The sequence below is a fragment of the Fontisphaera persica genome, from assembly GCF_024832785.1.
Classification (GTDB): Bacteria; Verrucomicrobiota; Verrucomicrobiia; order Limisphaerales; family Fontisphaeraceae; genus Fontisphaera; species Fontisphaera persica.
The window spans coordinates 4613531-4627335 of record NZ_CP116615.1 but is presented as its reverse complement, the minus strand read 5'-3'; the positions used below and the strand labels follow the sequence as shown (position 1 = coordinate 4627335).

The following is a 13805-nucleotide window of genomic DNA, read 5'->3' as shown; positions in this document are numbered from 1 at the left end:
TACAGTGTCCCCTTGTTATCAATTAAATTAGAACATGGAATCGTTATCGGGAAAAACCGGGATTGTGTTTGGTGTGGCCAATAAACGCTCCATCGCCTGGGCCATTGCCCAGGCCTGGCATCGCGCCGGCGCGCGCCTGGCGTTCACCTACCAGGGCGAACGCCTCAAGGACAATGTGACCGAACTGGCCGCCTCCTTGAGCGCCGATACCCTCGTGCTGCCCTGCGACGTCACCCGCGACGAGGAAATCCAGCAGGTGTTTGCCACCGTGGAAAAACATTTCGGGGGGCTTCACCTCCTGCTGCATTCCATCGCCTACGCGCCCAAGGAGGCGCTCGAAGGCCAGTTCGTGAACACCTCGCGCGAGGCCTTCCGCATCGCCCATGACGTCAGCGCCTACTCGCTGGTGGCGCTGGCCCGCGCTGCGGCGCCGCTGATGAAGGACGGCGGCAGCATATTGGCTCTCAGTTACTACGGCGCGGAAAAAGTCGTGCCGCATTACAACGTCATGGGCGTCGCCAAGGCCGCGCTTGAAGCCTGCACCCGCTACCTCGCCTATGACCTCGGCCCGCAAAAAATCCGGGTCAACTGCATCAGCGCCGGCCCCGTCAACACCCTGGCCGCCCGCGGCATCGGCGGCTTCACCGACATGCTGAAACACTACGAGGCCAATGCCCCCCTGCGGCGCAACGTCACCCTGGAGGAGCTGGGCGCCACCGGCCTGTTTCTGGCCAGTGACGGCGCGGCCGCCATCACCGGCCAGGTCATCTACGTGGACTGCGGCTATTGCATCATGGGCATGCAAACCGCCGCCGGCGGCTCATGAATCAGCCTGCCCCCAACCTGTCCCAGCTCAAGGTGGTGCGCGACCACAATCGCGCCTTCGAGGAATATCTCTACGTCTATCCGGTCATCTCGCGCCGCTCCCGCGGTCTCTCGCTGGGGGTGAATTTGAATCCGGACAAGCGCTGCAATTTTGACTGCATCTACTGCGAGGTGGACCGCCGCACACCCCCGCGCACCACCGTGTTGGACGTGCCCCGGATGCGGGAGGAATTGCGCGACCTCGTCCGCCGTGTCCGACGCGGCGAACTCGCGGGGCTGGGCCGGTTCGCGGAGGCGGCCGACCTCACCCGGGACATCAAGGACATCGCCTTCAGCGGCGACGGCGAGCCTACCATGATTCCCAACTTCTGCGAGTGCGTGCAGGCCGTCGTCGAGGTGAAGCTTGCCGAAGGGCTTGCCCACACCAAAATCGTGCTCATCACCGATGCCGCCGGCCTCGATAAAGCGGACGTGCGCCGCGGCCTTGAGCTGATGGACCAGCACCAGGGCGAAATCTGGGGCAAGCTGGACGCCGGCACCGAAGCCTATTACCGCCTGGTCAACCGCTCTCCCGTGCAGTTTGCGCGCATCCTGAAAAATCTCCTCGAAACCGCCCGGGTGCGCCCCATCGTCATCCAAAGCCTTTTCCTGCGCGTCCACGGCGAGGTGATGCCGGAAGCGGAGCTGCTGGCCTACTGCCAGCGCTTGCAGGAGCTCGTGCAACAGGGCGCGCAAATCAAGGAAGTTCACGCCTACACCGTGGCGCGGCCCACGCCGGAGCCCTTTGCCACCGCCCTGACCGCCGGGGAATTGGAAGCCATCGCCCAGACCATCCGCGCCCGCACCGGCCTGGTGGTGCACACGTTTCCCTGATTACCCCCCCACCAGCCGCCGCAGATAACCTGCCGGCTCCGCCACCCCCTCCCGCACAATGGCCGCCGCCCGCTCCGGCGTATCCGCCACCGCATAGATGCGCAGTTCATCGGCGTTGCCCGACGGACGCACATGCGCCACATCCCCGTTGGCGAAATAAAGCCGCAAACCGTCCGTATAATTGATTCGTACCAGCGCCCCAAAACCGGCCTCAGGCGAAAAAATCCCCACCAGCCGCGCCCGGGCCTGTTCCAGTTGCGCCTGCAACCCCGGCGAAACCGGCAGCAACGCGCCGTCCGCGTTGCGTGTGACCAGGTGCCCGCCGCTCCAATCCGCCTCCACCACCTGCGGGTCCTCCGGTTGCAACGGCTGCAGTGCAGCCAGACTGGCAGCCCGCGGCACCTCCGCCAACAGCCCGGCAGCGCTGTAACGCGCCGGCAGTCGCGCAAACAGCTCGCCCAGGGAAACCCCCTGCTCCCGCGCCGCAAACAAACAACACAACAACGGCAAAAAAGCGTCCCGCGTGGGCAGGGCGGTCAGCACCTGGCTGCCCCGTCGGAAATCGGAGGCCGTCAGAAAACCTCCATTCGCCTCCCAGCCGCACACCCGCGCCTTGCCCTGCGCCCGGGCCTGTTCGAGCCCGGCAATCACATACGGTGAGCCAATGCGCGTCTTGGGCTGGAGGATTTCCCGCAACGGCCCGCGGTCCACCGCATCATTGCAGGTAATCGGCACCACCACCGCATCAGCTTGCAGGTAGTGGGCGGTAATCATGCCCAGCAAATCACCCCCGAAAAATTTCACCCGCCCTTCCGGCGTCACCCCCAACAGCAAGGGCCGGTCACTGTCGCCGTCCGTGGACAAAATGGCGTCAAACCGCCCGTGCTCCAGCGTGGCGTTATCCAGCAGCGATTGCAGTTGCTGCAACAGGCCGGGATGCACATTCTCCGTGTCCACCGCCACAAACTCCTCGCTGCGGCCCACCGGCACCACGGCGGCCCCCAGCGCCTGCAACACTTCCACCAGCAAATCCCGCCCCACGGCCGAATGTTGATACACCAGCAACCGCATCCCCTGCAGATTGCTGCCCGAGAAAAAATTGACGTACCGCCGCGCATACGCCCGGCGGCCCGCCGGACTTTCCAGCGGCAATTCCCGCGGCCCGCGCTTGAACATCCCGGCCTCATCAAACAGGGACTCGTGAAAGACCTGCCGGTACAGGCGGTCCCGCTCGTGCGCCACCCGCTGCAAAATGGGCGCCTCGTCACTCTTGCGCAGCTCTCCCCGGCTGGAATAGGTCTTGTACCCGTTGCGGTCAAAGGGAATGTGGCTGCCCGTCACCATGATGCAGCCTTTCTGATGATGCAACGCATGCGCCGCCAGCGCCGGCGTGGGAATCGGCCCCAGGTTCAACGGCGTCATCCCGGCATCTTCCGCCGCCTGCACCACCGCCTGGGCAATCTCCCCGCGTCCCCCCAGCTCCGGCACCCGCCGCGTGGAGCTGGGGCGCAAATCATAGGCAAAATAAAACTGGTCTCCGCGCAGGATGCCCCCCTCCGCCACGGGCAGGTTTTGCAGGTACCGCAGCTCGGCAAAAACATTGAGATACACCTCCAGTTGCGTCAAATCCACCACCTTGCCCCGCCGCCCGCTGGTGCCAAATTGCAGCGGCACCGGCTCGTAATTCAAAAAGCCTCGCAGGGAGGTGGGAGGATATTCACTCGCGCTCATGGCGTTTCCGGCGGATAAGGCGAAAGGCGCAGGGGCGACAGCGGCGCGCCGTCCGGCTTGACCAGCCGCGCGCAAAAGCCCCAACCCGAGGTCCATTGGGTGATTTTCAATAAAATCGCATTCCAGCCGGGCTTGAGGGCGAGGTCTGCCTTGAATTCGCCCGGCTTCACATCGCCACCACGATTGGCGCTCAGCACCACCTGTCCATTAAACCAGGCCTTCAGGCCATCGTCGGCCCCCAGTTCAAGCCGGGCCGGTTGGGCAGTCTCGCTGTACACCCACACCCGCGCATAGGCCACCCGGTGGTCTCCCGGAAACAACCCCGCCAAATCCACCTGCCACGGGCGCTCCTTGAGCGTCCCCACCGCCGCCATCTGCCACGTCACACTGACGGGCGCCGGATTCTGCTCCGGCGGAAACACGTGGTCAAACAACGCCTGCCCATCCTTGCCCTCGGCGGTGAAAGGCCCCGCCACCTGCCAACCCAGCAAATAACCGCCGGCTTTCTCCAGCGTGTCCAGCAATTCCTTCGCGGCTTTGCCGGACGTGGGCGAGGCAGACAACTTGCCCAGGAGCCGCCGCGCCGCCTCCGGCCACGCACCCGCCAGCCGCGGCGCCAGGCGCAGGGCAGCCTGCTCCGCTTCCGCCCGCACCGCCGGATTGTCCAGCAGCGGCTCCAACAGTTGCAGCGCCTGCTCGTGCTGCAAACCCGACATCGCGCTGATGATGAGTTTCTTCTCCGCGTCACTCCGGGCCAGCGCCATGGCCTTTTCAAAGCGCCCCGCCGCCTGCGCCGGCGTCCCGCCCCCTTGTCCCAGCAGGCGGGCCGCGCCCCGCAAGGCCAGCACCCGCTCCGTGTTTTGCGACGCCTGCCGCGCCTCCTCCAACAGCACATCCACCGCCGCCGCGTCCGGCCATTCCGCCAGCGCGCGCAAGGCCGCGTCCCGCAGCGCGGCATGCTCCTGCCGGCGCTCGGCCTGCAACACCGCCAGCGCCTCCGCGCTGCCACAGGCCGGCAACAGGCGCAGCAAAGAAATCCGGCTCTCCACCGCCGCCGCGCCGGTCTTTTGCAGGGCCTCCCGCACCACGGCCACCCGGCGGGCGGGATTGGGCTCACGCTCCAACATTTTAATCACCGTGGTCTCGGCATCCTCACGCGCTGCCCCCGCGCGCACCCGGGTTAATTGCTCCACCAGCCCCGGCAAGTCAGCGGGCGTGGCCACTCGCCCCAGCGCGCGAAACGCTGCCCGCGCAATGGCCAGGTTCTCACTGGCCGCCGCGTTTAACATCACCGGCACCGCCGCCTTGACTCCCCGCCGTCCCGCAGCGTTCATGAGCCCCGGCAACGCCGCCGGCGGGCTGGTTTGCAGCGCCTGCACCAGCGCCTCATCCACCTGCGCCCCGCCCGGCAAACTCGCCAGCGCCATCTCCACCGTTTGCTGTTCCGCCGCCGTGGTGTAACTCACCAGCGCCTGCACCAGCACCGGCACCGCCGAGGCATCGCCCACCTGGGCCAGCGCCTTCACCGCCGCCTGCCGCACCGCCGCCGCCGGCGCCTGCGTCGCGTCCTTGAGCGCCTGCAATGCGTCCGCATCCTTGCGCGCCGCCAGCGAGTCCAACAGCAACACCTGCTCCACCGTCGCCAGCCGCGGCAGCTCCGCCGCAAACAACGCCGAAACGCCCCGACCGCTCATGTTGCGCACATGATAAATCGCCGAGGGCTTCAGGGCGGCATCCGCGCCGCGCATCACCGCCAGCGCCCGCTGCTGGCCGCCGTCCGCATCCAGCCGCAACAATCCTTCCAGTGCCGCCCGCCGCACATACACCGGCTGCGTGCCGGCCAAGAGTTCCTCATAAATCGCCGCCGCCGCCCGCGCGTTGCGCGCCCGCGCCGCCGCGTCCGCCGCCGCCAGCGAGGCCTGCACGGCCACCCGCGCCACGCTGGCCTCCCCGCTGCGCCGCAGCTCGGCCAGCGCCTCCAACGCCGGCGCCGAGGCAATTTTGCCCAGCGCCACAATCGCCGCCTCGCGCAACGCCGGCTGGCTGTCCCGCGTCAGGGGAACCAGCGCTTTCACCGCCGCCGGCGCGCGGCGATCCCCCAGTGTCACCACGATTTGCTCCCGCGCCGCAGGCGGGGCCGTTTCCAGGGATTTCAAGAGCAGGTCGGTGACCTTGGCTGACGGATTGGACGCCAGCGCCAGACAGGCGATGCCGGCGGTCTCCGGCTCCTTGAGCATTTCGCCCAAGGCATTCAACGCGCCATCGCTGCCCAAAATGGCCAGTTGCGTACAGGCAAACCGCCGCGCCTCAAAAGTCGCCTGCGGCGCGAGCAGCCGCACCAACGCGCTCTCCACCGCCGAGCGCCGCGAGCGGTTGGCCACCGCCTCGCGCACCGCCGCCTCAAGCTGGCGCAGCGGCTCGACATTCCGGCCCGACTGATACGCCATGGCCTCCGCCACCGCGCGGTCCAAATCCACCACCGGCGCCGCCGCCGCCGCCGCCGCCGCGGCCAAGCACGCCAGCACCAACGTCCATTGCACCGCCTTGCCCGCCACGCCCGGGCGCCGTTGAGTTGTCCTTGAGACGAACATAAATTGAATCCTCAGCAAGTTTCCCACTTCACCTTTACACCCGCCACGGGGCCCGCGGCTGCCGGTACAACATCCGGTTGGCCGCCTCGTCATCAAACACCTCCTTCACCGGGTCCCACCGGAGCTTTTTGCCCAGGCGCGCGCTGATGGTGGTGGCCTCGCAAATCGTTTGCGCCCGATGCGCCACCTCCGGATTGCACAGCGGCTGCTGCCGGCTCTTGATGCAATCCAGAAAATTCCGCACATGCGCCCCCGCATTGGCCCAGCTCACCCAGCCGGAGGTTTTCGCGTCCAGAATGGATGCCGGCTGGGCCGTGACCACATCCGTTTCATCGTCCACCTGAATCCAGCCCTCCTCGCCAATGTAGCGGATATAGCGGTCCTTGAACGCCCCGCGCTGATACAGGATGCCCTGCACCCCGTTGGCGTAACGAAACTTGAACGTGCCGGAAATTGCCGTCTCGCTCATGAACTTTTGCGGATCGGGCCACACCAGATCCGTCGCCTCAAACTCCACCGGCCCCGTGTCATCCGTGCCCAGCACCCATTGCATCTGGTCCGTGTAATGCGTCCCCATGTCCGTGTGCATCCCCTCGCCGGTGTCCCAGAAATACGCCCAGCCATACACCCGCCCCGGCACAAACGGCCGCCACTGCACCGGCCCCAGCCACATGTCATAATCCCAGCCCGGCGGCACGGGTTTGGGCTCCTCATGCGGCACCGTCCCCCCTGTCCACACCTGCATCTCCACCGTGTGCACCCGCCCAATCCGCCCCTGCCGCACCATCTCCCGCGCAAATTGATACGACTCGGTGCTCCGCCGCTGCGTCCCCGCCTGATAAATCGTCCCGTACTGCCGGCACATGGTCACCAGCTCGCGCCCCTCCCGGATGGTCAGGCTGATGGGTTTCTCGCAATAAATGTCCTTGCCCGCCCGCGCCGCAAACATCGAGGCCGTCGCATGCCACCGGTTGCCCGTCGCAATCAGCACCGCATCAATGTCCCGCCGCGCCAGCAACTCCCGGAAATCCGGCATGTCCGCGCAATCCTTGTTGCCGTAAAACTGGTCAATGTGATTCTTCGCCAGCTTCCGCCGGTCCGCCCGCGCATCCGATACCGCCACAAACTGAACGTCGGGGAAATTCAGAAAATTGGGCAGAATGAACATGGCCCGGTTACCCATCCCGATGCCCCCAAAAACAATCCGGTTGCTGGGGGCTACGGCACCATTGAGCCCCAGCACCGAGCCAGGCAAAATCAGCGGCGCCGCCAGCGCGCCAAGACTGGACAAAAACCCCCGCCGGGTGCACTTCCTTCCCTCTGATGAATTTGACGTCATAATGCTGGTCACGTTTCCGTTTATGGGAACTTGTCTACCCCTTTATCCCCTTTGCGCCGCGCCGGGTCAAGCCTCCATCCATGGCGGCGCCTCAGCGCACGCGCCCGGCCCGGTGAACCTCCCGCAAAACCCGCCGCCTCCAACTCTCACCCCCCGCCTGCCGTGCTCACCGCCCCCGAATCAAATGATGGTCCCGTCCGGAATCACCGCGTTCTTGGGGATGATCACAATGCCATCGCGGATATAGTACAGCGGATGGTCCACCTTCTCCGGTTTCCCGCTGGGGCTGATGACCACGTTGTCCCCGATGCGCGCGTTCTTGTCTATGATGCAATTCTCAATGCGCGTATTCTTGCCAATCCCCATCGGCGGCTGCCCGCGCGCCTGGTGCTCCGCTATGGACTCCGCCGACTCATAAAAGTCGCACCCCATCAACACCGTCCGGTGCAGATAACTCCCCGAGCCGATGATGCTGCGCAGCCCAATGACCGAATAGGCAATCGCCGCGCGGTTGATGATGCAGCCATCGGCAATGATTGCGTGGTCAATCGAGGCCCCATTTATCTTGCTGGGCGGCAAATAACGCGGGCGGCTGTAAATCACCGCCTGCATGTCAAAAAAATTGAACCGCGGCAGCTCGCTCGTGCAGTCCAGATTGGCCTCAAAGAAATTCCGAATCGTCCCAATATCCTCCCAATACCCCAGAAACACATCCGCATACACCCGATGCGTGCTGATCAGCGCCGGAATGATGTGTTTGCCAAAATCCGTGTGCGGCGAATCCATCGCCTCCCGCAGCGTCGCCCGGTTGAACACATAAATCCCCATGGACGCCAGAAACAGCTCCTCCCCGCTCTTGATCCCGTACCGCCCATAACTCGCCGGGTCCAGCCGCAACCCATCCTGCACCGCCGGATCCTTCGGCTTCTCCACAAAATGAATGATGCGCGAATCCGCATCAATCTGCATGATCCCCAGCCCGCTGATGTCCCGCCGCGGCACCGGCGTGGTGGCCACCGTCACATCCGCCTTGTGCTCCACATGCCGCCGCAAAATGTCCTGAAAATTCATCCGGTACAACTGGTCCCCCCCCAGAATGATCATGTAATCCCACGGATGATTGTCAAAATGCGTCCAGTTCTTCCGAATCGCATCCGCCGTCCCCTGGTACCACGACGTGTTGGTCAGCGTCTGCTCCGCCGCCAGAATCTCCACAAACCCGCCGCTGAAATGGTCAAACTTGTAACTCCCGTTGATGTGCCGGTGCAGCGACGCCGTGTTGAACTGCGTCAGCACATAAATCCGCCATAAACCCGAATTGATGCAATTGGAAATGGGGATGTCCACCAACCGGTACTTCCCGGCCAGCGGCACCGCCGGCTTCGAGCGATCGCGCGTCAACGGAAACAAGCGGGTGCCCTGGCCCCCGCCCAGCACCACCGCCAGCACGTTCCTTGTTCCAATGGGCAGATGTATTGGCGCTTCTGGCATAGTTGCATAGCAGCACGTTTCTGTGCGGCGCACCTACTCTAAAACACCCTCCCGCCCCTTTCAAGGACATTAGCGCAAAAAATCCCCCACAAACCAGTTGACCGCCAGCCCCCCACCCGCTACATTGCTTCGCCTGTATGGAGCCGCGCTCCAGAGTAGCTCAATGGTAGAGCAGCCGGCTGTTAACCGGCGGGTTACAGGTTCGAGTCCTGTCTCTGGAGCCATTCTTTGTCCGCCGCCTTTCTTCCTCCGCTGGCAACCCCACCCATCACGTGCCACCGCGCCACCGCTGCCGACAGCCCTGCCCGCCAGACTCAAATCACCAACAAACGGCGGCGGGGAAAATAACCAACCCTGCGGTTCACGAACAGGGCGGTGCCCAGGATGCCCTGCGTGTTGGCCATCAGCAGCGCCGTCCCCAGCAACTGCGGCAGCCGCCCGCAGCGCAGGGTCATGGAGACGCTCCCCAGCGACATGGGCACCTGGTAGGTGTCCGTCTCAAACTGGCCAAGGCCCGGATAGAAATCCGTCACCCGCCCCGCCGCCGGAAATGTCGCCAGCGAGTTGTCCTGAAAGTAGGAATACTGCGCTCCCGTATCCAAAAACATCCGATGCGGCCGCTGGCCCACGCGGGCAGTCACGATGGGGATGCCCATGATGAAGTCATCCACCGGCACCCGCACCCCCTCGTGCGTCAGCTCCCCCGTGGTAAGCGCAAGCTGCCCGCCGGGCACATCGAAAAGGAAATCATAGCGGCCCAGCACATCCGCCCCAATCAATCCCACACAAGGCACGCCGATGAAGTGCGAAAAGGCTTCGGCCGTGAAGCTAAGATAATCCGCCGCCACGTCGTAGCGTGTACCGGCGAGCCGCAACACCCGCGAGGGGCTGAAGCTGATTGGCGCGCCGGTGTCCACCAACCACAACCCGTCCTCCAATTCCAGGAAGAGGTGCTCGTTTTGATATTTCAGGGGTAGATTTGGCATAAGCAGTTTTTTTGGGGGGCGCACCAAGCCTGCCCGCATGTTGCTGACCAGTTGGGCTGTCTCTTTATTTAACCTCATCATAAACTGCCTCTTGCGGATGACAAGCACATTTCGCCTCCCCCATCATTAGAAAATTATCCTCCGGGCGACCCCCTGCCTCCGGGGAGCAGTGTCCGGGGGGATGCCGCCGTTGCTGAGCAGCCAGATGCCGCGGCCAAAGGGCCAAGGCCGTGCCTGGGGAAGATTGGCGGTTGAGGCACTCAGGCCGCAGGGCCTGATTTCGAGGCGGCGCGGTTCTCCTGCCAGGATTTCAATACGGAAGCGCCGATGGAAAGCAGAATGATGGAGAGCACGACGGCCAGGGAAACGGTGGTGGGTATTTTGGTGCCAGGCCACAAGTTGAATTGCTCCTGGACCCATGGCAGGAGCATCTTCAGGCCAATGAACACAAGCACAAAGGAAAGCCCCGTCTTCAGGTAACGGAAATAGCGAATGGCCCCGGCCAGCAGGAAGTAAAGCGAGCGGAGGCCGAGGATGGCGAAGACGTTGGAGGTGAAGACGATGAACGGTTTCTGGGTGATGGCGAAAATGGCGGGGATGGAGTCCACCGCGAAAATAAGGTCTGTGGTTTCCACCATGAGCAGGACCATGGCCAGGGGGGTGAGGGCCACGGTCAGCCGGCCCGAGCCATCCGCCGCCGGAAGGCGCACCATGAATTTTTGCTCATGAAAATCCTTGGTCACCGGGAAGAGCTTGCGGGCGAGTTTGAGGACGGGATTTTTCTCCGGATGCACGCCTTCATCAGCCACAAACAGCATTTTGATGCCACTGAAAATCAGGAAGGCGCCCATGAAGTAAAGAATCCAGTGGTAGCGTTTGACCAGCTCGCTACCCGCGCCAATCATAATCCCGCGCATGATTAACGCGCCCAAAATCCCCCAAAACAACACCCGGTGCTGGTATTTTTCCGGCACGCGGAAATAGGCAAAGATCATGGCAATGACGAAGACGTTGTCCATCGAGAGGGAATACTCGATGACATAGCCGGTGATGAACTCCACCGCCTCCTGCCGGCCACGCCAGTAATACACTGCCCCGGCAAAGAGCATCGCCATGGAAAACCAGACCGATGTCCATGCCATCGCCTCCTTCACCTGCACCACATGGGCGTGTTTATGAAACACCCCCAAGTCCAATGCCAGGAAGAAGATAACAATGGTAATGAACCCTATCCAATGCCAGACTGTTATTTCGGCCAACGCCAGCATGGCTTATATTAATGACCTGAAAGGCTTCAAATGCCAAATTTTTTACCTGCGGCTTCCCGGACCGGCTCGCGCGCCGGGGCGGTGGGGGGTTCAATAATTTGCCCGCCGCCGCGTCCGCCGGGGAGCGCGTTTGTCGGCCTGCCCCGCCGGACCTCAAGCCGTGCGGGGACGTGACACCGGCGTTTCGATGGCCACATTGGTGGCCAGAGTGGGCCGCTCTCCCTTGTTCAGCCACAACACCAGCGCTCCGGCGATGTAGATCGAGGAGTAGGTGCCGGTGACGATGCCCACCAGGAAGCAGAACGAGAAGTCGTTGATGACGCCGCCGCCAAACAGGTACAGCGAAAGGGTGGCCAGGAAGACGGTGCCGGAGGTGATGATGGTGCGGCTCAAGGTCTGGTTGAGTGCCTTGTTCATGATTTCCAGGAAGCTGCCCCGGACGCCCAGCTTCAGGTCTTCGCGGATGCGGTCAAAGATGACGATGGTATCGTTGATGGAGAAGCCGATGATGGTCAAAATGGCGGCCACCACCGGTGCGCTGAGTTGCCGCCCAAAGATGAAGAACACCGCCATGGTCATCAGGATGTCGTGCAACACGGCCACGATGGCGCCAATGGCGAAGGAAAACTCGTAGCGCATGGCCACGTACACCAGAATGCCCAGCAGCGAAATAAAGATGGCTATGGCGGCGGACTTTTTGATTTCCTTGCCCACGGTCGGCCCCACCTTGTCCACCCCCATGACCTTCCAACCAGCCTGCGGAAAGGCCTTTTTCAGGGCGGCTACCGCGGCCTCACCCTTTTCATAAGGCGTGACCAAGGTCAGCGTTTCCTCATTCGAGCCGATGTCCTTCTGGTATTGAATGTTCACATCCCCCATGCGGATGCGGTCCATTTCCTGCCGGATTTTGTCCACCTCCACCTTTTGGGCGAAGGTGAGGGTCAGGCGGTCGCCCCCGGCGAAATCCACGCCGTAGATATGAGAGCCCCGAAAGATGCCCACCACCAGGCCGGCCACGATCAGCGCCCAGGAGGCAATGAAGGCTGGCTTGGCATAGCGCATGAAGTTGATGTTCGTGTTGTGAATCAACTGCAGCATGGGCAGCGACTTGACGAGGTTGAAATGAATCATGGCATCGAAGATGAGGCGCGTGACCACCAGCGCGGTGAACATGCTGGCGCTCACGCCAATGGTCAGGGTCACGCCGAAGCCCTTGACCGGGCCGGTGCCCATGTAAATCAGGATGATGGAAGCGATGAGGGTGGTGACGTTCGAGTCCAAAATGGTGCTGAAGGCCTTTTCATAGCCCGCCGCCACCGCCCCGCGCAGCGACTTGCCCGCCGCCAGCTCTTCGCGCATGCGCTCGTAGATAAGCACGTTGGCGTCCACTGCCATGCCGATGGTGAGGACGATGCCCGCAATGCCGGGCAGGGTCAGGGTGGTGCCGAAGCTGCACATCACGCCGAGCAGAATGATGATGTTCAAGATTAACGCCACATTGGCCACCAGACCGGCGAGCAGGTAATAAACCAGCATAAACGCGCTCACCAGCACCACGCCAATCACCGCCGCCCGGAAGCCCTTGCTAATCGAATCCGCCCCCAGGGAGGGGTCCACCTCGCGGCTCTCAATGATTTTTAACGGCGTCCGTAGCGGATTCTCCAGCACGCTGGCCAGTTCCACCGCCTCTTTCTCCGAAAAATTGCCCGTAATCTGGCCGCGCCCGCCCGTAATCGGCGTCTGGATGACCGGCGCCGATTGCAACTGCCCGTCCAGCACAATCGCCAGTTGCCGCCCCACGTTTTCCTCGGTGATGCGGCCAAAAATGTCCGTGCCCTTGGCGGTCAGGCTGAAGGCAATCTGCGGCTTGCCCGTCAAGGGGTCGCGGTCAAACCGGGCCTCCTTGATGTACTCGCCCGTCATCACCGCTTTCTTGGCCACCAGATAGGGAATGGCAAGCTCCTTGCCTTCGCGCGTTGAAACTTCCTTCAGCACTTCATAGCCGGCGGGAATAATCTCCTGCTCCAGCAACTCCTTGCTCTCCGGATGCACCAGTCGGAATTCCAGGTACGCCGCCTTCTCAATCTGCCGCCGGGCGGCTTCTTTCTCGTCCTCGGACAACCCCGGAATCTGCACAATGATGCGGTCGGCGCCGGCCGGCTGGATGATTGGCTCGGCCACCCCAAACTTGTCCACACGGCGCCGCAAGACCTCAATGGCCTGCGCAATGGCAATGTTGCGCTCTTCATCGCTGCGCTCGCCCACCTGCGACAGGTAATTGGTGTCCAAACCCACCAGAAACGACGTGCCGCCACGCAAATCCAGCCCCAGCTTGATTTTGCCCGCCGCCTCGCGCTGCAACTGCGCCAGAATGACCACCGTCATGTTGGACGCGCCCACCTCCTTGCTCACGTTCACATAGGGGAAGTAGTTGGTAATCATCCGGTCGCCAATGGCATCCCGCAGGTTGCCAAACGCGCGCAGCGGGTTCTTGGCGTTCAACTCGCGGGCTTTTGCCACAATGGCCTGAAAATTGGTGTCCGTATTGACGGCGCGCGCTTGAAAGTGCTCCAGCAAGTCCCGGCCCGTGGGCGGATACATTTCGGCCAGCGACCAGGCCACCACAAACACAATCAACAAGAGTTTCCAGAGATGACTTTGCTTCATAGGACAGGATTAAGCTCCAATGCTTGCCAGTTCA

Annotated in this window: 9 protein-coding genes and 1 tRNA gene; 3 read left to right on the top strand and 7 right to left on the bottom strand. The window is 63.0% G+C overall.

All coding sequences use genetic code 11. The features are described 5' to 3' along the window. Window positions 1-34: 34 nt before the first annotated feature. Window positions 35-826: an enoyl-ACP reductase FabI gene (locus tag NXS98_RS17330; protein WP_283846312.1), complete on the top strand. Its 792-nt coding sequence runs from the start codon at window positions 35-37 to the stop codon at window positions 824-826. Continuing rightward, complete coding sequence (locus NXS98_RS17325) at window positions 823-1698, top strand: radical SAM protein (protein WP_283846311.1); 876 nt, start codon at window positions 823-825, stop codon at window positions 1696-1698. The genes NXS98_RS17330 and NXS98_RS17325 overlap by 4 nt, the downstream gene beginning before the upstream one ends. Here the strand turns inward: NXS98_RS17325 and NXS98_RS17320 are convergent, their stop codons facing one another. The 4 genes from NXS98_RS17320 to NXS98_RS17305 form a co-directional block, all read right to left on the bottom strand. Beyond that, entirely contained in the window at window positions 1699-3429 is a 1731-nt protein-coding gene (locus NXS98_RS17320; RefSeq protein ID WP_283846310.1) for a phosphohexomutase domain-containing protein, read from the bottom strand. It lies immediately after the preceding gene. Then, on the bottom strand, window positions 3426-6020 hold the full coding sequence (locus tag NXS98_RS17315) for a HEAT repeat domain-containing protein (RefSeq protein WP_283846309.1): 2595 nt from the start codon (window positions 6018-6020) through the stop codon (window positions 3426-3428). The genes NXS98_RS17320 and NXS98_RS17315 overlap by 4 nt, the downstream gene beginning before the upstream one ends. Window positions 6021-6054: 34 nt before the next feature. Beyond that, window positions 6055-7311 carry a Gfo/Idh/MocA family protein gene (locus NXS98_RS17310; protein ID WP_283846308.1) on the bottom strand — a complete coding sequence of 419 codons (1257 nt, stop codon included), beginning with the start codon at window positions 7309-7311 and terminating at the stop codon, window positions 6055-6057. A gap of 228 nt (window positions 7312-7539) precedes the next feature. Next, window positions 7540-8850 carry a glucose-1-phosphate adenylyltransferase gene (locus NXS98_RS17305; protein ID WP_283846307.1) on the bottom strand — a complete coding sequence of 437 codons (1311 nt, stop codon included), beginning with the start codon at window positions 8848-8850 and terminating at the stop codon, window positions 7540-7542. Window positions 8851-8999: 149 nt separating this feature from the next. Between NXS98_RS17305 and NXS98_RS17300 the strand changes: the two genes are divergently transcribed. Further along, window positions 9000-9074: transfer RNA gene (locus tag NXS98_RS17300), tRNA-Asn, on the top strand. A 90-nt stretch (window positions 9075-9164) separates the two neighbouring features. On the opposite strand, the gene NXS98_RS17295 is transcribed toward NXS98_RS17300, so the two are convergent. The 3 genes from NXS98_RS17295 to secD form a co-directional block, all read right to left on the bottom strand. After that, on the bottom strand, window positions 9165-9836 hold the full coding sequence (locus tag NXS98_RS17295; RefSeq protein ID WP_283846306.1) for a hypothetical protein: 672 nt from the start codon (window positions 9834-9836) through the stop codon (window positions 9165-9167). 260 nt (window positions 9837-10096) lie between these two features. After that, window positions 10097-11104: a TerC family protein gene (locus NXS98_RS17290; RefSeq protein WP_283846305.1), complete on the bottom strand. Its 1008-nt coding sequence runs from the start codon at window positions 11102-11104 to the stop codon at window positions 10097-10099. A 153-nt stretch (window positions 11105-11257) separates the two neighbouring features. Next, complete coding sequence (secD, locus tag NXS98_RS17285) at window positions 11258-13771, bottom strand: protein translocase subunit SecD (protein ID WP_283846304.1); 2514 nt, start codon at window positions 13769-13771, stop codon at window positions 11258-11260. Window positions 13772-13805 lie beyond the last annotated feature (34 nt).